23 protein-coding genes and 1 pseudogene are annotated in these 21,673 nt (G+C 63.2%); 12 read left to right on the top strand and 12 right to left on the bottom strand.

Annotation, left to right across the window (positions count from 1 at the left end):
• Nucleotides 1–224 precede the first annotated feature (224 nt).
• A complete protein-coding gene (gene guaA, locus MTR72_RS10010; protein ID WP_280964389.1) occupies nucleotides 225–1,823 on the top strand; it encodes a glutamine-hydrolyzing GMP synthase in 1,599 nt (532 codons plus the stop codon).
• On the opposite strand, the gene MTR72_RS40335 is transcribed toward guaA, so the two are convergent.
• The 3 genes from MTR72_RS40335 to MTR72_RS10030 form a co-directional block, all read right to left on the bottom strand.
• Nucleotides 1,722–3,143: an MFS transporter gene (locus MTR72_RS40335; RefSeq protein WP_280964388.1), complete on the bottom strand. Its 1,422-nt coding sequence runs from the start codon at nucleotides 3,141–3,143 to the stop codon at nucleotides 1,722–1,724. The two genes, guaA and MTR72_RS40335, sit on opposite strands and share 102 nt — an antisense overlap.
• A gap of 132 nt (nucleotides 3,144–3,275) precedes the next feature.
• Nucleotides 3,276–4,133: an SDR family oxidoreductase gene (locus MTR72_RS10025; protein WP_280964387.1), complete on the bottom strand. Its 858-nt coding sequence runs from the start codon at nucleotides 4,131–4,133 to the stop codon at nucleotides 3,276–3,278.
• Nucleotides 4,134–4,228: 95 nt separating this feature from the next.
• Nucleotides 4,229–4,885 carry an O-methyltransferase gene (locus tag MTR72_RS10030; RefSeq protein WP_280964386.1) on the bottom strand — a complete coding sequence of 219 codons (657 nt, stop codon included), beginning with the start codon at nucleotides 4,883–4,885 and terminating at the stop codon, nucleotides 4,229–4,231.
• Between the two features lie 95 nt (nucleotides 4,886–4,980).
• On the opposite strand from MTR72_RS10030, the gene MTR72_RS10035 reads away from it, so the two are divergent.
• Complete coding sequence (locus tag MTR72_RS10035; protein WP_280964385.1) at nucleotides 4,981–5,613, top strand: TetR family transcriptional regulator; 633 nt, start codon at nucleotides 4,981–4,983, stop codon at nucleotides 5,611–5,613.
• 53 nt (nucleotides 5,614–5,666) lie between these two features.
• On the opposite strand, the gene MTR72_RS10040 is transcribed toward MTR72_RS10035, so the two are convergent.
• Nucleotides 5,667–6,569, bottom strand: a complete 903-nt coding sequence (locus tag MTR72_RS10040) for an SDR family oxidoreductase (protein WP_341510340.1) — start codon at nucleotides 6,567–6,569, stop codon at nucleotides 5,667–5,669.
• Between the two features lie 114 nt (nucleotides 6,570–6,683).
• A complete protein-coding gene (locus MTR72_RS10045) occupies nucleotides 6,684–7,772 on the bottom strand; it encodes an alpha/beta hydrolase (protein WP_280964383.1) in 1,089 nt (362 codons plus the stop codon).
• Nucleotides 7,773–7,837: 65 nt separating this feature from the next.
• On the opposite strand from MTR72_RS10045, the gene MTR72_RS10050 reads away from it, so the two are divergent.
• A complete protein-coding gene (locus MTR72_RS10050; RefSeq protein ID WP_280964382.1) occupies nucleotides 7,838–8,749 on the top strand; it encodes a LysR family transcriptional regulator in 912 nt (303 codons plus the stop codon).
• A 388-nt stretch (nucleotides 8,750–9,137) separates the two neighbouring features.
• On the opposite strand, the gene MTR72_RS10055 is transcribed toward MTR72_RS10050, so the two are convergent.
• Nucleotides 9,138–10,043 (bottom strand): LysR family transcriptional regulator, encoded by a 906-nt coding sequence (locus tag MTR72_RS10055; protein ID WP_280964381.1) that lies wholly within the window; start codon nucleotides 10,041–10,043, stop codon nucleotides 9,138–9,140.
• A 162-nt stretch (nucleotides 10,044–10,205) separates the two neighbouring features.
• Here MTR72_RS10055 and MTR72_RS10060 point away from each other — a divergent pair, with 162 nt between their 5' ends.
• Entirely contained in the window at nucleotides 10,206–10,634 is a 429-nt protein-coding gene (locus MTR72_RS10060) for a hypothetical protein (protein ID WP_280964380.1), read from the top strand.
• 13 nt (nucleotides 10,635–10,647) lie between these two features.
• Nucleotides 10,648–11,793 (top strand): alpha/beta fold hydrolase, encoded by a 1,146-nt coding sequence (locus MTR72_RS10065; RefSeq protein ID WP_280964379.1) that lies wholly within the window; start codon nucleotides 10,648–10,650, stop codon nucleotides 11,791–11,793.
• Between the two features lie 201 nt (nucleotides 11,794–11,994).
• On the opposite strand, the gene MTR72_RS10070 is transcribed toward MTR72_RS10065, so the two are convergent.
• The gene (locus tag MTR72_RS10070) at nucleotides 11,995–13,533 is read right to left on the bottom strand and encodes a carboxylesterase/lipase family protein (RefSeq protein WP_280964378.1); all 1,539 of its coding nucleotides are present in this window, start codon (nucleotides 13,531–13,533) and stop codon (nucleotides 11,995–11,997) included.
• Between the two features lie 138 nt (nucleotides 13,534–13,671).
• Here MTR72_RS10070 and MTR72_RS10075 point away from each other — a divergent pair, with 138 nt between their 5' ends.
• Nucleotides 13,672–14,478, top strand: coding sequence for an AraC family transcriptional regulator (locus MTR72_RS10075; protein WP_280964376.1), 807 nt, complete (start codon nucleotides 13,672–13,674; stop codon nucleotides 14,476–14,478).
• A gap of 91 nt (nucleotides 14,479–14,569) precedes the next feature.
• On the opposite strand, the gene MTR72_RS10080 is transcribed toward MTR72_RS10075, so the two are convergent.
• Entirely contained in the window at nucleotides 14,570–15,079 is a 510-nt protein-coding gene (locus MTR72_RS10080; protein WP_280964375.1) for a GFA family protein, read from the bottom strand.
• Nucleotides 15,076–15,441: a VOC family protein gene (locus tag MTR72_RS10085; RefSeq protein ID WP_280964374.1), complete on the bottom strand. Its 366-nt coding sequence runs from the start codon at nucleotides 15,439–15,441 to the stop codon at nucleotides 15,076–15,078. Before MTR72_RS10085 ends, MTR72_RS10080 begins: the two co-directional genes overlap by 4 nt.
• A gap of 103 nt (nucleotides 15,442–15,544) precedes the next feature.
• Between MTR72_RS10085 and MTR72_RS10090 the strand changes: the two genes are divergently transcribed.
• Both MTR72_RS10090 and MTR72_RS10095 read left to right on the top strand, forming a co-directional pair.
• Complete coding sequence (locus tag MTR72_RS10090) at nucleotides 15,545–16,219, top strand: TetR/AcrR family transcriptional regulator (RefSeq protein WP_280964373.1); 675 nt, start codon at nucleotides 15,545–15,547, stop codon at nucleotides 16,217–16,219.
• A gap of 193 nt (nucleotides 16,220–16,412) precedes the next feature.
• A complete protein-coding gene (locus MTR72_RS10095; protein WP_280971364.1) occupies nucleotides 16,413–16,847 on the top strand; it encodes a RidA family protein in 435 nt (144 codons plus the stop codon).
• A gap of 93 nt (nucleotides 16,848–16,940) precedes the next feature.
• Here MTR72_RS10095 and MTR72_RS10100 read toward each other — a convergent pair whose 3' ends face one another.
• Nucleotides 16,941–17,438 (bottom strand): peptide deformylase, encoded by a 498-nt coding sequence (locus MTR72_RS10100; RefSeq protein WP_280964371.1) that lies wholly within the window; start codon nucleotides 17,436–17,438, stop codon nucleotides 16,941–16,943.
• A gap of 28 nt (nucleotides 17,439–17,466) precedes the next feature.
• Here MTR72_RS10100 and MTR72_RS10105 point away from each other — a divergent pair.
• A pseudogene (locus MTR72_RS10105) lies at nucleotides 17,467–17,571 on the top strand (DUF308 domain-containing protein); the annotation flags it as partial.
• 17 nt (nucleotides 17,572–17,588) lie between these two features.
• Here MTR72_RS10105 and MTR72_RS10110 read toward each other — a convergent pair.
• Both MTR72_RS10110 and MTR72_RS10115 read right to left on the bottom strand, forming a co-directional pair.
• Nucleotides 17,589–18,050: a cupin domain-containing protein gene (locus MTR72_RS10110; protein WP_280964370.1), complete on the bottom strand. Its 462-nt coding sequence runs from the start codon at nucleotides 18,048–18,050 to the stop codon at nucleotides 17,589–17,591.
• A 69-nt stretch (nucleotides 18,051–18,119) separates the two neighbouring features.
• A complete protein-coding gene (locus MTR72_RS10115) occupies nucleotides 18,120–19,094 on the bottom strand; it encodes a LysR family transcriptional regulator (protein ID WP_280964369.1) in 975 nt (324 codons plus the stop codon).
• A gap of 79 nt (nucleotides 19,095–19,173) precedes the next feature.
• On the opposite strand from MTR72_RS10115, the gene MTR72_RS10120 reads away from it, so the two are divergent.
• From MTR72_RS10120 to MTR72_RS10130, 3 genes are read left to right on the top strand one after another with little or no spacing between them, the layout of a single operon-like run.
• A complete protein-coding gene (locus MTR72_RS10120) occupies nucleotides 19,174–20,136 on the top strand; it encodes a crotonase/enoyl-CoA hydratase family protein (protein WP_341510341.1) in 963 nt (320 codons plus the stop codon).
• Nucleotides 20,137–20,173: 37 nt separating this feature from the next.
• Nucleotides 20,174–21,007, top strand: a complete 834-nt coding sequence (locus MTR72_RS10125) for a class I SAM-dependent methyltransferase (protein ID WP_280964367.1) — start codon at nucleotides 20,174–20,176, stop codon at nucleotides 21,005–21,007.
• Nucleotides 21,008–21,018: 11 nt separating this feature from the next.
• Nucleotides 21,019–21,522, top strand: coding sequence for a hypothetical protein (locus MTR72_RS10130; protein ID WP_341510342.1), 504 nt, complete (start codon nucleotides 21,019–21,021; stop codon nucleotides 21,520–21,522).
• The last annotated feature ends 151 nt before the right edge of the window (nucleotides 21,523–21,673 follow it).

Here is a 21,673-nt window from a genome sequence, read left to right on the forward strand (position 1 = left end):
AGGTCGCGGCGTACTGGATTCCCCGCTTTCGCGGGGAATGACAGCGGTGGGTGGGAAGGCGCCTCCCGCGCGTGTACATGCACGACAGGCTAGCCGCCGACGTAGCGGCAAAAAATTAGGTCAATAATATTGCCCTATTGCTGCTGTGTCCATGCCCAAAGAAGAATGTGGGCGTGCCCGCCCGCGCTGTTGCGGGGAGGGCCCTCGTCGCGTATCTGCTTGCCATGACAGCAGCACAGAACGCCCGCGAGTCGTCGACGCCCTCGGTGGCCTCGGCGCACGACAAGATTCTCATCATCGATTTCGGCAGCCAGGTGACGCAGCTCATCGCCCGTCGCGTGCGCGAGGACGGCGTCTATTGCGAGATCGTTCCGTTCAACAAGGCCGAAGAGGCCTTCAAGGAGATGAAGCCGAAAGCGGTGATCCTCTCCGGCGGCCCGGAATCGGTGCATGAGGCCGGTTCGCCCCGCGCGCCGCAGCTCATCTTCGCCTCCGGCGTGCCAGTGATGGGCATCTGCTACGGCCAGATGACCATGGCGGCCCAGTTAGGGGGCGAGGTCGAGGGCGGCCACCACCGCGAATTCGGCCGCGCCGACGTCGAGGTGAAGGCCGAGAGCAAGCTGTTCGAGGACATCTGGTCGCTCGGCGGCAAGCATCAGGTCTGGATGAGTCATGGCGACCGCATCACCAAGATGCCGCCGGGCTTCACCGTCGCCGGCACCTCGCCGAACACGCCGTTCGCGGTGATCCAGGACGAGCAGCGCAAATATTACGGCCTGATGTTCCACCCCGAGGTGGTGCACACGCCCGATGGTGCAAAACTCATCCGCAATTTCGTGCGCAAGATCGCCGGCCTTTCCGGCGACTGGACCATGCGCGCCTTCCGCGAGGAAGAGATCCAGAAGATCCGCGCGCAAGTCGGCAAGGGCAGGGTGATCTGCGGCCTGTCCGGCGGTGTCGATTCAGCGGTCGCCGCCGTCTTGATCCACGAGGCGATCGGCGACCAGCTCACCTGCGTCTTCGTCGATCACGGCCTGATGCGCCTCAACGAGGCCGAGACGGTGGTCGACCTATTCCGCCACCACTACAACATCCCGCTCGTGCACGTGGACGCCTCGAAGCAGTTTCTCGGCGAGCTCGAAGGCGTCACCGATCCGGAAGTGAAGCGCAAGACCATCGGCCGCCTCTTCATCGAGGTGTTCGAGCAAGAGGCGAAGAAGATCGGCGGCGCCGACTTCCTCGCGCAAGGCACGCTCTATCCCGACGTGATCGAGAGCGTCTCCTTCACCGGCGGTCCCTCGGTGACGATCAAGTCGCACCACAATGTCGGCGGTCTTCCCGAGCGCATGAACATGAAGCTCGTCGAGCCCTTGCGCGAGCTGTTCAAGGACGAGGTGCGCAAGCTCGGTCGCGAGCTCGGCCTGCCTGAGATCTTCGTCGGCCGCCACCCGTTCCCGGGCCCGGGCCTTGCCATCCGCTGCCCCGGCGAGATCACCAGGGAGAAGCTCGAGATCCTGCGTCAGGCCGACGCCGTCTACATCGACCAGATCCGGAAAGCAGGTCTCTACGACGAAATCTGGCAGGCTTTTGCGGTGCTGCTCCCCGTAAAAACCGTCGGCGTCATGGGCGACGGCCGCACCTACGACTACGTGGTCGGCTTGCGCGCCGTCACCTCGACCGACGGCATGACCGCGGACTTCTACCAGTTCGATATGAAGTTCTTAGGTGAGACCGCGACACGCATCATCAACGAGGTGAAGGGCGTGAACCGGGTGGTGTACGACGTGACCAGCAAGCCGCCTGGGACGATTGAGTGGGAGTGAGGGGGAGTGCTGTAGAGTAAAATCGGACAGTGCAGAGTACAGCAGGCGATGCTGTCTCACCGATAGTAGTCGATAGTTTCGGACGGCTGACAGCGTGTTAGCTCGAACGCTCACGTTCACTATCCCTGGAACAAGGCTCTCTGGGTTCGGCGAAGGGTGAGTGCGATTAAGAGACCTCCCAGCGAAGCGGCTCCGCCAATCAGGAAGACACTGCCATATCCGGCCCTGTCTGCCAGAAGCCCAGCCAAAGGTCCGGTCAGGCCGTAGGCGAGATCCTGGAACGCCGCGTACCCGCCGAGCGCAGTGCCGCGCAGATGCGGTTCGACAAGATGCACGACCTCCCGCCCCATGGCCGGCCATGGCCGGAAAAATCATCGAGCACCCGAGCCCCGTCAGGAATGCGCCGATGAGGGCAAAGGCCGGACTGGGGGCGCTCCAGATCAGGGCTTGGCCGATGGCCTCGATCGCGAGCGACCCTATCGCCACTGGCAGGCCGCCAATGCGATCCGGCAGGTGGCCAAACAGCACGCGAACCAAAACAAATCCGCCGCCGAAGGCGGTCAGGCCTAGCCCGGCATAGCTCCAGTTTCGGTTAAGGAAGTAGAGCACGAAGAACGCGCCGATTGCGGCGAAGCCGATGCCTTGAAGACAGACAATCAACCCGTGCCACCAGATCCTTCCTATCACGCTCCGGAACGACAGCCGTTCGGCATCCGGATGCGCGGCAACACCGGCCATGGGCCAGATCGCCAGCAGCCCAAGACAAGGCAGAACCGCACTGATCGCCATCGCGCCGACAAAGCCGAATCGCTCAAGCAATATGAGGGCGATCGGACCACCGACGGCGAGTGCGCCGTAAATTGCCGTGCCGATCAGCGCCAAGACCCGGGCCGAGCGAGCCGGACCGACCAGCCCGATGCCCCAGGCAATCACGCCGACTCCAACGAGACTTTCACCGAGTCCGACGAGCAGCCGGCCGGCGAGGAGGACCAGGAAAGAGACCAGGGGCGTCTGCGATAGAAGGCCTGCTATCAACGAGATCAGCGCTCCTGCCACGTAATAGGCGAGACCCTGCGCTACGGCGATTTTGGCGCCACGACGATCAGAAAGCGTGCCGGCGTAGCCCCGCGTCACGATCGTCGCGAAAAAGGCGATGCCGACGCCGAGCCCGGCCCAGGCGTTGCCGAGCCCAAGCTGCTCGGCCACATAGACCGGCACGATTGGAAGGGGCATCGCAACGCAGAGATAAGAAACGAAGAGAATGGCGGTCAGCAGCAGCAGGCGAGCCTGCGCCGGGTCGCGTGTCGATTGGAGAGACATGGTTATTCTCCATGTTGTTCCTCAATCGACGGCGTGCGGAAATAGACGCACTCCGATCGACGAGGATCGTTGAGTGCGTTGGCTGACGTGAACGCTTACGGCCAGTGCGACTGGCGGAGTTCCTCACCCGGCTTAGTATCCGGGGTCAGCGATGTCGTTGAGCAGGTCCGGACCGGTCGGTCTCCAGTCGAGCAGCGCGCGTGTATGCTCGCTCGATACAGACATCTCGGCGCCCGCCATGTTGGCGAACCAGCCAAAGTGGTCGCGCTCCCGCGGCTCGACCGGCAGACCAAGCCGACGGCCGATCACCTCGGCGATTGTCTTGAATGGCACGCCCTCGTCCGCAACCGCGTGGTAGACCCGCTCCGTTACGCCCTTCTCGAGCGCAAGCCGGTAGACGCGTGCAGCGTCCGCTCTGTGTACACCGGACCAGCAGTTCAGACCCTCGCCGAGATAGGCTGACACGCCCTTCTCGCGCGCCATGCGGATCACAATGGGGATGAAGCCGTGGTCGCCGAGACCATGGACCGATGGTGCGAGCCGGACCGTGGCTGTGCGCACGCCGCGCTCCACCAGAGCTTGTGCGGCCGCTTCTGATTTCCGCGGCGAAGCCGGGTTGGGCATGTCAGCCTCGGTCGCGCCACGCGGCAGTCCTGACAGGCCCGATGTGACGAGCAGCGGTCGGCCCGATCCTTCGAGGGCGCTTCCGAGCGTCTCGATCACGCGCTGGTCTTGAGCAGCACTCTCGGGGAACTTGGAGAAATCGTGATTGAATGCAGTGTGGACCACCGCATCCGCTGCTGACGCCGCGCCGTGCAAGGCGTCGAGGTCGTCGAGCGTGGCGCAGAGCGGGTCCGCGCCTGCCGCGGCCAGCGCGGTCGCCTTTTCCTTACTGCGCGCGAGGCCGGTGACTTGGTGGCCGGCGCTGATCAACTCGTTGACCACGGCGGAACCGACCCATCCGGTGGCGCCTGTTACGAAGACACGCATTTCGAGACTCCTTTCCTGTGCCCGGCCCAGGGGGCTCGGCATTGGCTCTGTCGATCGTTGGGTTTGCTCGGCGGCGCAGCCGCCGACGGCTGGCGCTAGACGGTCCGCATCGATAGTTCGACATCCTCGCCGAATGGCACGGACAAGTAGCCGGCCGCGCGCGAGCGGACGCGCGCCAAGTATTCGGGAGAAAAGTCGGCGTTGTCGGCGACGATAAGGGCGCCCTGCCGTAGGCGGCTCTCCATCAGGGCCAAGATTTCGGGATAGAGCGCCTTGGCGCCGTCGAGCAGCAGCAGGTTGATCGTCTCAGGAAGATCGACGCTCAGCGTCTTGAGCGCGTCTCCCTCCCGGATCTCCACTAGGTCGATGAGACCGCCGTCCGTCAGGTGTCGACGGGCCTGCGCCACCTTGGACGGCTCGAACTCGCTGGTAATGAGACGGCCGCCGCCATTGTCCCTGAGGGCCGCGGCGAGGTGCAGGGTCGAGATGCCGAACGACGTTCCGAACTCGACGATCGTCCGTGCGTGGCAGGCCCGCGCCAGCATGTAGAGCAGCACGCCCGTCTGCGGTGAGACGGGAAGCCAAAGATCTTTCAGGCGTCCATAGAGGTCGAGATATTCTGTCTTGCTCCGGATCAGGCGCGCCTGTTCATCGGACGACAAATCAGCCATTGCCGGGCTGGTCGCCGCGGCCGCCTTTTCGAACAAGCCAGCGAGCAGCGGCGCGACCGGCGTGGTGGTCAAGGTGGTCATGGAGGTTCTCCGACTTGACTTGAGTTGCGTTCTTCCGTTGGAGTAGAAATACGACTAATTCGTCGTGTTTCCTATTCGCATTGCCAGGCGCCGCCATGCCCAATCGTCGAAGAGCCCAGATTTCCTCACGAAAACAGCCCAAGCAGGTCCGTTCGAATGAGCTCGTCGCCGCGGTTTTGGAGGCTGCTGTTCAGGTTTTGGCGAAGGAAGGCGCGCAGCGTTTCACCACCGCACGGGTGGCCGAGAAAGCCGGCGTCAGCGTCGGATCGCTGTATCAATATTTCCCGAACAAGGCGGCGATCCTCTTCCGACTCCAGAGCGACGAATGGCGACAGACGACGGAGTTGCTGCGCGGCATACTCGAGGACGTCCGGCGACCGCCGCTCGAACGGCTACGCACACTCGTTCACACTTTCATCCGCTCGGAGTGCGATGAGGCCGCGGTGCGCGTCGCGCTCGGTGATGCCGCGCCCCTTTATCGTGACGCGCCCGAAGCGCGGGAGGCGACGGCTTCGGGCGAGCGTATCGTCCAGGTTTTTATGCGAGAGGTCTTGCCCAAGGCCTCGGAAGCGACCCGCGCATTGGCCGCCGACCTGATCACGGCGACGTTCAGTGCGGTTGGAAAGCAGTTCTCGGAGGCTCCCCGAACTCCCGGAGAGGTTAAAGCCTATGCGGACGCCATGGCTGACATGTTTTGCGCCTACCTGAGAGACCTGCAGCGCGTCTGAGCGTTGCCAGAGGCGGTCTGGCGATACGGCGAGACCGCGTGTCCCGCGAATTCTCATTCGGCGGCTGCGGGACGGTAGGCGCACTCCCTGAGATCGGCGACAAGACTCGGACCGGCGGGTTGCCAGCGGAGACGTCCACGCGTCCATGTGCTCGACGCCGGCATATCGAGCCGGGCGAACATCGCCAGCCAGCCGAAGTGGTCCGCCGCCGCCTCCTGCGACAGCGACACGACCGGCACACCGAGCCCTGCGCCGACAACTTCGGCAATTTCACGCATCGGCACACCTTCCTCGGCGACCGCGTGGTAGCGCGCGCCGGCCTCGTGTTGCTCCAGTGCCAGGCGATAGAGGCGGGCTACGTCACTGACGTGTGCTGCCGGCCAGCGGTTCGCGCCATCGCCGACATAGGCGGATACGCCCTTTGCGCGCGCGACTTCGATCAGTGGTGTGATGAGTCCCTGTTTCGCAGTGTCGTGCACCTGCGGCAGGCGTATCACCAGCACCGAAACACCCTTTGCCGCCATCTCGGCACCCGCCTGCTCGGATGCGGCGCGGGGATTGGCATGGTGCCAGTCGACCGTTTGCTCGATCGCGGGCTCGCCAAGTCCTGTACTACCCATCCCGATGACCGACGTGATGATGAGCGGGCGGTCCGAGCCGGCGAGTACGCCGCCCATTGCCTCGATCACCCGCCGATCCTTTTCGCAATTCTCGGCGTAGCGCGAAAAATCATGATCGAAGGCGGTGTGGATCACCGCATCCGCCTGCGCAGCACCACGAGCGACGCGGTCCGGATCCTCGATCGTACCGCAGTGTGCCTCGGCGCCCGCTTCCTCGAGCCAACGCGCACCGGCGTCGGAGCGGGTCAACCCGAGCACCTGATGGCCGGCGCCGATGAGTTCGGGCACGATGTGAGAACCAATGAAGCCGGTCGCGCCGGTCAGGAAGACACGCATGGGAAGTCTCCTAATTGTTCGGGTCATGTTGCTTGCGATCCGGCGCCGGCACGGCAGGGCCTTTCTTCGGCGAGCCTCATGTGCACGGCGCCAGCGTCACTTCAGTCCGGCGCCTCAGGAGCGGTTGGAGAAGAAGCGGGCGACGTGGGGCACCACCTGATCGATGGTGATCGGATCCTCATAGAACTGGAGCTGGTTCTGCGATCCCAGCCAGACGAGTTCCTTGTGGGCCGCCGGAATGCTCTCGAAGAGGTCTCGCGGGATCTGCGGGCCAGAGGCCGCGCGATCGGCATGGACCATGAGGGTCGGCGTGGTGAGGCGCGCCATCGTCGTGCGTACGTCGTAGCTCCAGATCGCCGCCTCGGACATGGCGGTCATCCGGTTCTCCCACAGGCCGTGGAAATTCCAGAACGGGCCGCGGTCCGCCCAGCGGATGTAGAACTGGTGGATCGGAGGCGCGGTCAGCAGCGCGGTCGGATCGGGCGGCGTCGGCTGAGCCGAGACGACGGGAATATAGGAGACTTCGCCCGTTGCCTTGAACCGGGCCTCGGCCTCGCGAGAGCGGCTTATGCGCGCCTCCGCCGTATCGCCCACATACATCCTCGCCACCTCGGGCGTCAGATAATGTCCGGCAACGATGGCGAGCGCCTTCACACGCGGGTCGAGGCTAGCGGCCTCGATACCCCAGTTCACGCCCTGGCAGATGGCGAGGATGAAGATGCGCTCCGGGTCGACGTCGCCGCGGGCGATCAGGAAGTCGACGGAGGCGCGCAGGTCGTCGATCTTCGCCGCCCCGCTTTCGTGCCGGCGCGGCTCGCCCCCGCTCTCGCCGTGGTGGCGCGGATCGAAGACGAGGGTGACGTAACCGTCGCGTACGAGGCGTGAGGCATACTGGATCGGGGACTGCTCTTTCACGAAGGCGACCGGGCCGATGACAATGATCGCTGGCTTGCGGCCGGGACCGGCTGGCGTGAACAAGTTGCCAACCACCTCCGTACCCTCGCTCAGGTATGTAACGCGCTCGACCGAGTAGCGTGGGGTCTCAAGCCGTCGATGCGGCCCCCAAGGTTGCGTCTCGAACGGACCGCTTAGGGTGGCGGCTGGACGGCTCGCGGCCGGTCCGCCCGCCTGAGCGAGAGCAGGCACGCTCGCGAGTGTGGTGGTCGTGGCGATGGCAAGGGCAAGTGCGGGGGCGGTGTGCATGGGGCATCTCCTGGTTGGCCCCCAACTTATCCATGCGGTTGTATTCGGAAAACGCCGCAGCTAGCATGCTCAACATGCGCGAACCGGATGCACAACTCGACCAGATTGACTTGAAAACCCTGCGCATGCTCGCGGCACTCCTCGACACTGCGAGCGTCACTCAGTCCGGTGAGATGCTGGGCTTGAGCCAGCCTGCCGCGAGTCGTGCTGTTGCGCGCCTTCGGCGGGCGCTGGGCGATCCGCTGCTCGTTCGCACCAGCAAGGGGTACGCGCTGACTGCCCGAGCCGAGGCGCTCAAGCCCCGCGTGGCCGACGCTCTGGCTGCGATCGGGCTGATGTTCGAGGGAGGCGGCTTCGATCCTGCAACGGCGCGGCGCACCTTCCGCATCGCCGCAACAGACTACGGCTCAGTGACAGTGTTGGGCCGGCTTGCCGCGCAGGTCGCGCGTGATGCGCCGCGCGTGTGCCTCGACGTGGTGCCCTTCGGATCCAACACGTTTTCGGACCTTGAGAGCGGCGGCCTCGACTGTGCACTCGATGCCGACGAGGATCTCCCGCCGGACTTTCACTATCGCGAGTTGTTCCGGGACGATTACGCCTGTCTTGCCCGGCGAGGTCATCCTGCCCTTTCGAAGCGGGGAAACATTCTGGAGCGCATTGCCGCGTCGCCCCAGGCAATCATGATGTATCCCGAAGGCAACCGATTGCTTCCCGACGAGGTGCTGCGGGAGCTTGGGGTTGTGCCGACCATGACAACTTTGCGCACGCCTTACTTCTTGTCGATACCCTGGATAATCGCCGAGACCGATCTCGTCATTTGCGTCCCCCGGCGCGCGGCCGAGAGGCTTGCAAGTATCGCGGGACTTGAAGTTCGGCCACTGCCGAACAGCCCAAGCATCTCTTTCCGCCTGATCTGGCACGAGCGGATGCACCGTGACCCTGGCATGCGATGGATCAGGAGCCTCATCCGCTTCTAGGGCGCAGTTTCGTTCACGTTACTCGTTTCCGCTATCGAAGCCTTCTCGATCTCGTGCTTGAGGTCGCCCCGGGCGACGTGAACCATGGAGGCGGAGGGGCTGCGCGTCATGCGCTACAGCGCTGACGGTCTTTTTTTCAGCCGGTCGGTGATGCCACTATCATTGGAGATTGCAAAAATATCGACCGATCGTTGTCGATAGTCGCTGAAACCGGACAGAATCCAAATCGGCGAAATTTGCTTTTGAATTCAAGAGCGCGAATTTCTGACGGATCGGTGAGACGGTTCTTCATCGGGCACAGAAAAAATTGCGGCGAAAATTCAGCGCGTTATCATCATTTAAAACAATCGAGTGGGAGTGAGGCAGGACGATGCAATACTTCGCGCACCTAAGTCGGGGTGAGGCTGCCGTGCTCCAAAATTCGTCTCTGGCGGCGGAACGCCTCGGCGATTGCGCTTGAGACGGCTCTGATGCGGGCGGCGCGCCGCATGTCCTGATGCACGATCAGCCACAGCACGCGTCGTGCCGGCGCCCTGTCGGGCCAAACGCGGACCAGATCCGGCGCGGAATCGCCGAGAAAGCAGGCAGCTTCGGCAATGCCCGCTTTGCTCGCCGCGGCTCGAAGCTGGATGAGAGGGTTGTCGCAGCGAAGCGCTATCCGCGCACCTTCGAGCGACTCGCCCATGAAAGGCTTCATCGCGGTTGGCGGCGCTGTGAAGGTGATCAGGTCGAAATCCGCCAATCCCTGGCCCTGCTTCGGGACTCCTGTGCTCGCCAGGTAGTGCTTCGACGCGTAAAGTGAGAAGGCGACTTCGCCTAACTTGCGACAAACGAGGTCCGAAGCCGACGGCCGGCTAAATCTGATCGCAAGGTCGGCCTCGCGGCGCGCGATGTCGAGCGAGCGAACGCCGGCGATCAAATCCACACGCAGCTCTGGATGGGTTTCGCGCAGCGCCGCAATGGCAGGCGCTACCAACTGATAGGCGAGCGCCTCGGTCGTGGTTATCCGAACCGAGCCCGTGAGCAGCGCGTCGCGTCCGGCGACAATGCGCTCAAGATCCATGGCGGCGCTCTCCATTGTCGCGCATTGGCGCAGGATGGCCTCCCCGGCCGACGTGGTCACAAAGCCATCCGGGGTCCGGTTCAGCAGTGTCACCCCGAGCCGCTCCTCGAGCAGCGCAACCCGCCGCCCAACCGTCACATGACCCACGCCCAAGGCACGGGCAGCTCCCGACAGGCTGCCGGCGCGCGCTACGGCCAGGAAGAAGCGTACGTCATCCCACTGCCAGGTCATGGGCATCATCATCCCTGTTCATTTGTGAACACCATATGTGAACAAATCGATGAGGCAAACGACATCTCGAGCTTCTATGTGAACGGCCAGAGCTCGGACGCCAAAACAGCGCAAGTCACCAAGAATGCAGCCAGCGAGCGGCCACCTGGAAGGAAGCCCGCAATGATCGCAGAAAAGAGAACGGCGAACCCCCTCCGTCACGTCGTCTTTGCACTCGCCCTGACGCTGATGGGAGCTACGTCCATCACATCCGCTGTCAAGGCTCAGACCTTCTCGCCCACAGCCACCGGCGTGATCGTCATCCTTGGCGTGAAGGCCGGTGTCGCGCGCGAACAGGTGATGGCCGTCATGCCTGCTGAAATCCGGGCGACCGTGCAGCTCTATCTCAGTGGCAAGATTCGCCAATGGTATTCGCGTGGCGATGGCCGTGGAGTCGTCTTGTTGCTGGATACGAAGGACGTCGCCGAGGCGCAGACGATCATGGAAGGCCTGCCGCTGGGCAAGGCAAATCTCATGGACCAGGAGTACATCGCAGTCGGTCCACTCGTGCCGCTCGGTTTGCTCATGGCCAATCCCGCACCAGCGCAATGAAGGAGTCATGGTGATGCCGAAGCTGCAGCCGAGCGACGATGAAGGGAGCAGCGCAATACGAGACACGACGCTATCGCGACGCGACATGCTTTGGGCGGCAGGCGCGCTCACCGTCGGTGCCGCGTTCGCGGAGCGGTCAAGCGCCGCCACCCCCGAATCGAGCGGGGCCAGCGCTCAGTCGACATCTTGGCCGGATTCGACGATGCCCGAGGTGACGCATCGCATGATCGAGACGAACGGCATCCGTTTGCACGTTGCCGAGCAGGGTGACGGTCCGCTCATCATCCTCTGCCACGGCTTTCCCGAGTGCTGGTATTCCTGGCGGCATCAGCTCCCGGCGCTGGCGAAGGCCGGGTTCCGTGCGGTGGCACCCGACTTGCGCGGCTATGGGCACAGCGACCGTCCGGAGGAGGCGGAGAAGTATACGATTCTCGATGACATCGGCGACATCGTGGGTCTCGTCGATGGTCTGGGTGCTAAGCAAGCGGTGATCGCCGGCCACGACATCGGCGCCGCGATAGCATGGCAAACGGCGCTTCTGCGCCCCGACATCTTCCGGGCCGTCATCGCTCTCAGCCCACCGTTCCGGCCGCGCGCGTTTGGCAGTTCGGGGCCACCAACGACGCTCATGCCGCGGACCAAAGATGCGGTGTTCTACCAGCTCTTCCTCCAAACCCCCCAGGCTGAAGTGGCTCTCGGGAAGGACTTGCGGCGCACATTCCGTGGTCAGTTCTACTCGCTCTCGGGTGACAGGCCGCCGGGCGGCGGGTTTGCTGGCGGGATGATGCCCCGCCAGGGTGCTTTGTTATCCGATCCGGCATCCTTGCCGGCTTGGATCACGGATTCGGACATCGATGTTTATGTCGAAGCATTCACGCGGAGCGGGTTTCACGGTCCGCTCGCCTGGTGGCGCAACATTGATCGCGGCTGGGAGCTCATGGCCCCCTTTGACGGGACGGCGGTATCTGTCCCGGCGCTCTACATCGTGGGCGACCGCGACTTCGTTGCTACTGCGTTTGAACAGGCCATAGCCAAGCAGTCGAGCTTCGTTCCCAAACTCCGACCGCCAGTCATGCTCGCGGCTTGCGGCCATTGGACCCAGCAGGAACGTGCGGCTGAGGTCAGCACCGCGATGATCGACTTCCTTCGGAGCATGTAGGCGAAGTTCGCGAAAACCGCCTGAAGGCTGAGAGTAACCTTGCAATGACCGATGCACTTGAATCTCCGGCCGTTGGAGGTTGTCGTCGGTAATTTTTCCGTCGTGAGGACGTAATCCAGCATCTCTCTCATCGCGCCGCGCTCATAGATAGCGGGTTACGCTTTTGCCAACCCGCCCTACGAAATTACGATGTTGAGCCGCTTACCGCATTTCGCGCCAGCGCATCGGCAGGATGCCATTCTGCCTGAAACTGTCGAGGAAGCGGAAGCGAGCGGCTTGCGGATTGGGGCGGGCTTGGATCGTTGTGTCGAGGATCTGCACGACGTCGTTCTCATCATAGAGGGGCCAAGCTGGCAGACCGGATCCGTTCGGATCCCCGTGCGTCGCGAAATTCACCCAATAGCTCATCATCGTCCGCGCCAGAGCGCGGTCCTCCTCAGCCGGTGGCGTTGTACTGCCGATCACTTGTTGCGGTGTCAGTGTGCCGAAGACGAAGGGGATCTCGGTGACGTGCGAGGCGATGGGCGTGTAGGGCGACGTATAGCTGAACAGGTAGCCGTAGACGGGCGCACGCCTGCCGCGTCGATGTAGCCGCAGCCATTGCCAGACCTGCTCGCTGATCACATAGTCGCCCGTGAGTGCAGCCGCGGAAGCCTTGGCCTCCGCGTCGGTCCCGGCCGGGTAGACCTTCAGGAAATCGGCCATGCGCTCCTTGCCGAACATCTTCTCGGCCGCGGCGAGAAAGGCGGGCGCCGACTGATCGGGGAGTGATTGCGCAGGGAAAGGGAATTCCTCGGCGATATTCCAACCCGCCAGCAAGGGGATGTGCATCTGTTTGCCGCGCAGGAATCGCCGAGCAGGCACGTCCGGCACCACATAGCGATCGATACTCGGTGAGAATGCCGCAACGACGGGGCTGGTCTTGAAGCTCCACGGCGCGGCTGCATTCAACAGGGCGGCCGGCATGGTGCGCAAAGCTGCGATGGATGCATCGCCCTGTTGCCGGGCGAAAGCGATGCCGCGCGCGCGGGATTCTTCGAAACCCTGGAGTGGTCCGTGTTTGCCATCCCAGAATGCGCCGCTCTGTCCAATGGCCTTGTGAAACAGTCCATGTGCGAGCGGGGAGGCCATCAAAATGCCGACGGCCATGGCACCGGCGGACTCGCCGAACAGGGTGACGTTGTCGGGATCACCGCCGAAGCCGGCGATGTTGGCCTTGATCCAGCGTAGTGCTGCCAGTTGATCCTGCAGGCCGTAGTTGCCTGACGGCGCCTCCGTATCGAGATAGGGATGGGCGAAAAAGCCGAAGACGCCGAGGCGATAATTGAAGCTGACGACGACGACACCCTCGGCTGCCAACGCGCCGCCGTCGGTGGCGGGGTTGGCCGAGGAGCCGAATTGAAAGCCGCCGCCATGAATCCACACCATCACTGGCCGCTTCTCGTCCGCGCGCTTCGCTGCGGTCCAGATGTTGAGATAGAGGCAATCCTCGTCGCGCGGTCCCGGCCGATGGTCATTTTCGAGTGCTGAAAGACACCCCGCGCCAAAGACAAGCGCATCGCGCACGCTGCCCCAGGGCGCCGGGGGCTGCGGTGCACACCAACGCAGAGGTCCGACCGGGGGTGCTGCGTAGGGAATGCCCTTGAACGCCAGCACGCCGCTCGCATCCCGTCGGAGACCTCGCACGAGACCTGCTTGCGTGCGGACCTCACGTCCGAGCTCGGCTGCTTTCGAGGTCATGAAGCCATGCATGGTCGTCTCTCTTGATCGCGTGAGCGCCTGGCCGCCGCCAGACAGGTTCAGGCGGCAACCTATGGACTTTCGCCCCTGCTGAATTTAGATATTCAGCCAATCAATTACTAGAAACATGCAATCGTCATGCGGCAGCCTCTTCGCTTTCCGTGGCCGAATCTCGATGTGGACGATCTCTCCGCGCCGGTTATCGCCGTGCGCGTTGACGTTCTCGGATCCAGGGTGGAGGTGCCCGATCACAGGCACCGCAAGGGGCAACTTATCTTCGCGCTGGGAGGCGGCGTCACCTGTCGCGTTCCCAGTGGCCTATGGATGGTGCCACCTCATTGCGGGGTGTGGGTTCCGGGCGGCATGCAGCACAGCAACCTCGCGACAGCCAATGCCCGGCTCTTTTTCGTCTACATCGAGCCGGATATTGTCGACCTGCCGGATCAATGCTGCACGCTTTCGATCTCGCCGCTACTGCGTGAATTGATCGTCGAGTTGTCCGATCAGGTTGCAGATGATGAGGCGAGGGTGGACCTCCTGGCGAGCGTCCTTCTGCGTGAGCTACCCCGCATGCCCGTTCAGCAGTTACATCTGCCGCTCTCGCCCGAGCCGCGGTTGAAGCGGATTGCTGCAGCGCTGGCGGAAGACCCGTCCGACCGCAGCACCCTGGCCGAATGGGCCAATCGCGTCGCCCTCAGCGAGAGCAGCCTCGCACGCCTCGTCGCCAAGGAAACGGGGCTGACCTTCGGGCGCTGGCGTCAGCAACTGCACCTGATCGTAGCTATACGAGAGCTGACCTCCGGTGCGAGCGTGCAGCAGGTTTCGGCCGATCTCGGTTATGAATCCGTCGCGGCCTTCATCACGATGTTCAAGAAGGCGCTTGGGAGACCGCCGGCAAAATATCTCGCCAGTATCGCTGATGCCGGTTCTGCGATCGTCGATTGAAGAGGGGGGCGACAATCAACAGTGAATCGAACCCATTGCGATTGAGAAGCGGAATCGATGGTTATCGCTTCGCTCCACCCATCCTGCGAGCTTACATACCGAGTGCCATCGCGATGCGCGATGCGAGTAGCTTAAACATGAAGCCTGGAGAATAGCCGCGATAGCTTGGCAAATCGTCTGCAGGTGCAACGCCATCCGGCTTGAATTTCGTGCAAATCCGGAGCTGCAGTGGCGGGAGTTCTCCTTGAAATCTCGCTCTGTATGCTGAGACCCAGTGCGGGCCTGTATCGAAATTCATGAACATCGCCGAGTTGCAGCACGCAGCGACAACCCTGTTTGTCGCCGAACTTTGCTTGAGTTTGTAACGCCTCAGCAGGTCGGCTCCCTTGGAGCACTCGATGCGGTCTTTTCGATAGAGGATATATGCCGTCCCGCCATCGGGATCGCGTACGGCGCCAGCATTTGGCAAAGCTTCGATCTGTTCGGCTCCCTTTTGGCAGTCGTCGCAATAACACACGTTGCTTACGATCGGGCTGCCGAACGCTTTGAGTTCGACGCTGCCGCAGGAGCACGTTGCGATCATGGTGGGGGAGCGTGTCATCTGCTGGCGATCACCATACGGTTGCCCTCGCAGTCGCGAAATTCAGCGACCGTGCGCCCGGGTTGCCAGGGAGCCTCCATTGGTTCCGTGACGATTTCCACGCCGCGCGTCTTGAGTCTCTCGACCGTCGCTTCGACGTTTGCATCCACCAGCACGAGCACGGGTTCGGCGGACGGCGCCGGATCCTTGCGCCTAACGAAATGCAGCGTCGTTTCGGCGTCTGCAAATTTAAGTTCGATCCATCGCCATCCGTCCCGTCCCATGGGCTGATCGGCGACGGCGCGGCAGTCGAAATGAGCGACGTAGAAGGCTTTGGCCCGCTCCTGGTCTAATACTGGAAGCTCGGCAAACTGAACGTGCATTATCGACCCCTCACATTGCGTCCGGGCTGCAGGCAAACTAGACTGTCTAGTACCGATATCAAACTAGACTGTCCAGTTCCATACGTCAATCGAGCAAATGGGTATGACCACGACGCCGTCAGCAGGTGCTTCAAGAGAGTTCGAAGAGCAGGGCCGCTCGGCGCGAAAGCGGCGGGCGATCATCGACGCAGCTACGGAAGTCTTCCTGCAAAAAGGCTATCTGGCCACGAATATGGATGAGATCGCGGCGCTCGCGGCCGTATCGAAGCAGACAGTCTACAAGAATTTTCCCGGCAAGGAAGCGCTGTTCGTGGAGATCGTGAGAAGTGTGAGCACCCGAGCCGGGGATAAGGTCCACAACGAGATGCCGGACATAGCCGCGGGCGAAGATATTTCCGAATATCTTGAGCGCTATGCGTACCGACAGCTTACTGTCGTGCTGACGCCGCGCGTCATGCAACTACGCCGTCTGGTGATTGGTGAGGTCGGCCGCTTCCCCGAACTGGCGAAGACTTTGTTCGATGACGGACCCAGGCGCGCGATGGCGGTGCTCGCATCGTTGTTCAAGCGCTTGGCCGATCGTGGCCTGCTGGCGATCGATGATCCGGCTGTCGCCGCCTGCCAGTTCAATTGGTTGGTTATGGCGGAGCCATTGAATCGGGCAATGCTGCTCGGTGACGAGGCGATTCCCAAGCCGGCGGAGCTCCGACGTCACGCTGCGGCCGGCGTGCGCACGTTCCTCGCAGCATACGGCAAGACGCGCGGGCGAAAGCGGTGAGCGGATCCGGTTGTGACTGGAAGCATGTAGGACGGGTAGAGCGAAGCGAACCCATAGACGCGGCAGCTTCGGCGTGAGAGAAGAATTGCGGTGACGGTGCAGTCAGCCTCCGTGGATCGGGAATGGTAGTGCCGAGGGTGTTACGGTAACCCGGATGAACTTGCTGAATCTGTGATGGGAAAGGTGCCTTGAAATGTCCACGAATAGCTCTGCCGATCTGAACAGGCCCGGAGGAAACTATGTGCCGGTCATCATTCACAATGGACTGGCCTATGTGAGCGGCCAGTTGCCGCGCCGTGGCGAGGATCTCCTTTGTTCCGGCAAGGTCGGTGCAGATGTCGATGTTAAGGCTGCCCAGGAGGCTGCCGCTTTCTGCGTTGATCTCTGCATAGCCGCCGTCAGCCATGCCGCGGGCGGCGAGGAGAAGATCGTTCAGGTCCTGAAGGTCGTCGGATATGTCGCCTCGGCACCGGGATTCATCCAACAGTCGCAAGTCATGAACGGAGCTTCGGACCGACTCATCGAACGGCTCGGGGAGCGGGGTCGCCACGCGCGCACCTCTATCGGGGTCGCCGAGTTGCCGAGAGGCGCGCCCATCGAACTGGAGATGGTCGTCGCCGTTCGATGATGAGGCCTAAGACCAGCCGCCGTTTGAAAGCAGCGAGATATCTGACGGCGGGCGGTCGAAATCGCTTCACTCTACCCATCCTGCGATCGCCAACTATCCCCGCGAGGTCTTCTCAAACCGCTTGATCAGTCGCTCTCGCTTCAGCCGCGACAGCCGCTGGATCCAGAACATCCCGTTGAGCTGATCGATCTCGTGTTGGTGGCAGACGGCGCGCAGGGCCTCCGACTCCTCGGTCTGCATGTTGCCGTCGAGATCCTGATAGCTGATCCGCAAGCGGGCGTGGCGCTGGACCTCGTCGTTGACGCCGGGCATGGAGACGCTACCTTCGCGATGCAGGATCATCTCGGGTGACGCCCATTCGATCTGTGGATTGACGTAGGTCCGCGCGCCGTCCTTGGGGTCGAGCTCGAGCACCACGACGCGCAAGGGGATGCCGATATGCGGCGCCGTGATGCCGATGCCGGGCGCAGCGCGCATCGTCTCCAGCAGATCCGCTGCAAGCTCCCGCAGGCCGGCGTCGAAAGCGGTCACGGGCCGGGCCGGGATCGCGAGCCGGCGGTCGGGATAGCGGACGATGGGACGAATGGTCATGCAGGCTCCTAACACTTGCCGGCGTCGATCAGCGAACAACATCGCAGGCTATGCTGCGGTCGGTGCACTTTACTTTTTCGTCTCGGCGGCATGGCTCGCTGTCAGCGAGTGGCGCCGCAGCGCAGCGATGTGAGGCCTCGCCGTTTCCGTTCACTGGCCCGGATACGGCGTGCCGTCCTTGTGCAGGAACCGGCCGTCGGACGCCGGGCTCATCATGTCGATGTCGGAGCAGGTGATGAGATCGTCGGGCGAGCGCGAGCCGACTTCGAGATAGACCGCCGTCGCGTCCGACCTGTTGATCATGTGATGGCCGTTGCCGCTGCCTTTCGGGAAAGCGGCGCAATCGCCGGCGCGCAGCACCGTTTCGCCGTCATCTTCGATCAACGTTACTTCGCCTTCGAGCACATAGACGAACTCGTCCTCGTGCGAGTGCCAGTGGCGCTGGCTCGACCAGTTGCCTGGCGGCAGACGCATGAGATTGATCCCGAAATCCCTGAGTCCACCGGCATTTCCGAGCCGCTGCCGGATGCGGTCGGCGCATGGCGCGCTGAATTCAGCCGGATATCCGGATCCCTTGCGTTGCGGAACAGTTGAGATGTCGATCTTGGGCATGGTTTCTCCTGCCGTTTCGTGCCGACTTATCCAGCTTACTCGCCCTTGATGAAGCTGCAGCGGTAACAATCAAGACCTGCGTGCACGCTGGGTCTTGCTCGATCCCCGCGGGTTCGCTGCGCCTCGCGGTACATCGGCGCCGCGATATCTCACGTGCTCGATAAACGCGCGCAGTTTGGGCAGGACCTGACGTTTCCCCGGATAGTACAGAAACACCCCTGGCCCGGTCACGGCAAACGGCGTCAGCAGCGCCTGCAGCCGTCCCTCGGCAATCGGCGCCCTCGCGAGCGGACCGGGCACCTGCGCAAGGCCAACGCCTTGGATTGCGGCGCCGAGCAGCGTGGCATAGTCGTGCGCGATGAGCGGGCCTGTCACGATCGCCTCGACGGACTTGTTGCCATCCACGAAAGGCCAGGGTGCGATCGATCCGTTGGCGCGGCGCAGGCGCAGGCAGGCGTGCTGGCGAAGATCGTCGATGCGTTGCGGCCGCTTCCGCCCGCGCAAATAGTTGGGGCTGCCGACCACCATGAACGGGAACGGCTGCGTCAGCCGCACCGCGATCATGTCGGGCGCGATGAGCTGGCCGAGACGGATGCCTGCATCGAAGCCGGCTGCGGCAAGATCCACCATCTCCTCGCTTGCGGCGATCTCCACCTCGATCTCGGGATAGGCCTGGCAGAAGGCAGCGATCACCGGCTCGAGGATCAGTGGCACGACCGATCGGGGCACGGCGAGGCGTAACAGCCCGGCTGGCCGCTGGCCGAGGTCGCGCGCGGCTTCGCTGGCGGCAACGAGCTCCTCGAAGGCGGGTTTTGCGCGCGACAGGAAGCGCTCGCCGGCCTCGGTCAATCCGACGCTCCGCGTCGTGCGGGTGAACAGCGCCGCGCCGATGCGGGCCTCGAGCGTGCGTACCGCCTGGCTCATCGCCGAAGGTGTCACGCCGAGCTCGGCGGCCGCGCGCCGAAAATTGCGGTGCCTGGCAACGGCGAGAAAAGCCTCGACGCCGTCGAGCGCACCCTGCCTGATTGTGAAGTCTTGCTTCATAGCCCGTCGACATTATCGCGGATAGTCGCGCGGCGGAAGCGGCCGTATGTCTGGGACAGAACCCAAGGAGGGTCGCGACATGCCCCGAGTAGAACACCATCAGCAGTCCCCCCGGCAAGCTTCCGAGAAGGATGTGATCGGTATGCATCGCCGAGCCTTTCTGGCTGCCGGCGCAGCCGCGACAGTGCTCGCCGGCAGCCGTACAGCCCTCGCGCAGAACCAGCCGGTGGATGCGCCCGCTCCGATGAGCGAGGCAGCGATGCCCAGCACGGTCAAAGTCGACCGGCTGGATGGCTCAATTCTGCTGATCGGCATCGATCGGCAGCAGTCGAACCGTATCGACTTTTCAGCCTTCATCGGCTTGGGCCGTGCGTACTATTTGCTCGATCACGATGACGCGTTGCGCGTCGGGGTGCTCTATGCCCAAGGCCCCGACTTTGTAGGAGGGATCCTCGATCCCGCAACCTGGGCACCAGTCCTGCGCACCGGTCGCTTCCCGGAAACCCGCGAGTTCGTCAATCCGATCGGTACGGTGCCACCGCGCCGGGAGAAGCCGGTCGTCGTCGCCGTTCAGGGCAAGACCCAGGGGGCAGGCCACGAGCTTTTCCTCGCGGCCGATGTCCGGGTTGCCGCCAGCGATACCGTATTCGGCCAGGGAGAAGTGAACCGAGGTCACTTCCCGGCCGGTGGCGCAACAATCAGATTCGTCCGCGAGGCAGGTTGGGGCAATGCGATGCGTTACATGTTGACCGGCGATGATTGGGGGGCCGACGAAGCCTACCGTCTCGGTCTCGTTCAATACGTGACCCCGCCCGGCAAGCAGCTCGATCGCGCGATCGAGGTGGCGCGCAGGATCGCTACGGCAGCCCCGCTCGGCGTTCGAGCGACCCTCGGTTCAGCGAATCGTGCCCTCTTCGATGGTCAGGAAGCCGCCTTCACGGCGCTGCTCCCCGAACTTGGTCGACTGGCGCAGAGCGACGACCACCAAGAATATTTCCGAGCGCTGCAGGAAAAGCGCGCTCCCGCCTACCGTGGCCGCTGATGGCGGTCGAGGAAACCCCGACGCGAGGAGCTTCGCAATGACAGAAGTATTGGATGGCGTGCGCGACCACTATCGCGCAATCGGCCTCACCGAGCGGCTGAAGACAGCGCTCGCATCCTTCGGGCCAGAGGAACAGCGGCTCACGCCGCAGCAACTCGCTGCCCTCGACCAGTTTCACACGCGCGGGCTCGCAGCGACTGCCGACCTTGCGAAGCTCGCTGGAGTCACGGCCGAGATGTCGGTTCTCGACGTCGGCGCGGGCATTGGCGGGCCGGCACGCTTTCTCGCGTCAGCTTATGGCTGCCGGGTGATCGGCGTCGATCTCAGCGATCCCTTCATCGATGCCGCCCGCTATCTGACAGCGCGCACAGGACAGAGCGAGCGCGTGTCGTTCGAGATCGCCAGCGCGCTGGAGCTGCCGTTTGATGACGGTCGTTTCGACCTCGCATGGCTCCAGCATGTCGCCATGAACATTCCTGACCGGACGCGGCTTTATCGTGAGATACGGCGCGTGCTGAAGGTTGGGGGTAGGTTTGCGACCTTTGACGTGGTCGTGTCGGACAGCCGCGAACCGCACTATCCGGTGCCGTGGGCGCGAACGCCGGCAACGAGCTTTCTGCTGTCGGCCGTTGCCACGCGCGAGGCGGTCGAGGCGGCCGGCTTCCGCACGCTTGTCTGGCTGGACGACACCGAAGCCGCCAAGGCTTGGGCTGCCCAGCTCCGCGCGTCCGGGCCGCCGCCGTCGCCAAATCTCGGCGTGGTCATGGGGCCGGACTTCGCCCAGCTCGCCGCCAACCTGGGACGCAATATCGGGGAAGGCCGGCTCGGCATCCTGACTGCTGTGTTCGAGGCCGCACCGACCGACTCCTGAGAGGATGCCAGATGTCGCCGGCAACCATCTTCCAAATCCATCTCGCGCTTGGTTACGTGCCGTGGCTGCTTCTCTTCGGTGCGTATGGGTGGCCCTGGCTCAAGTCGATGGAGCCGGTCGAGGCGCAGCGCGCCATTGCCGCTCTTCACAGCTTCCGCTTCTTTGGGCTTGTCTTCCTGGTCCCCGGTGTGGTCGGGCCGCATCTGCCCGCCGGGTTCGCCACCACGGCCGCCTACGCCGATTTCGCAACCGGGCTATTGGCCATGCTGGCGTTTGTCACGGTAAGGCTGCGTGCGCTGTTCTGGCCGTTCGTCGTTGCCTTCAATCTCGTCGGGGCAGGCGACATCCTCGTCGACTACTATCATGGCATTCAGCTTGGCCTTCCGCCGCAGGCGGGGGAGTTGGGGGGCGCCTACGCGATCCCGATCATCTATGTGCCGCTGCTGATGATCACGCACGCGGCTGCGTTCTATTTGCTGGTGTATTCCGACGATCGGCAGGCGTCTGCGGCGTGATGAGATCGCGTGCGGCTGATGATGACATCGTGCCGGTGTTTTGTCCGACGTGTCAAATTGCTTCCAGCCATCGTAAGTCGTTGATCCGGCAGATGCCGGCTACTTTGCATGGGGTTGTTTTCGAGATTTTTGTCTGGGGCCCAAAGCCTCA

Origin of the sequence: Bradyrhizobium sp. ISRA442 (assembly GCF_038085055.1) — a bacterium.
Classification (GTDB): domain Bacteria; phylum Pseudomonadota; class Alphaproteobacteria; order Rhizobiales; family Xanthobacteraceae; genus Bradyrhizobium.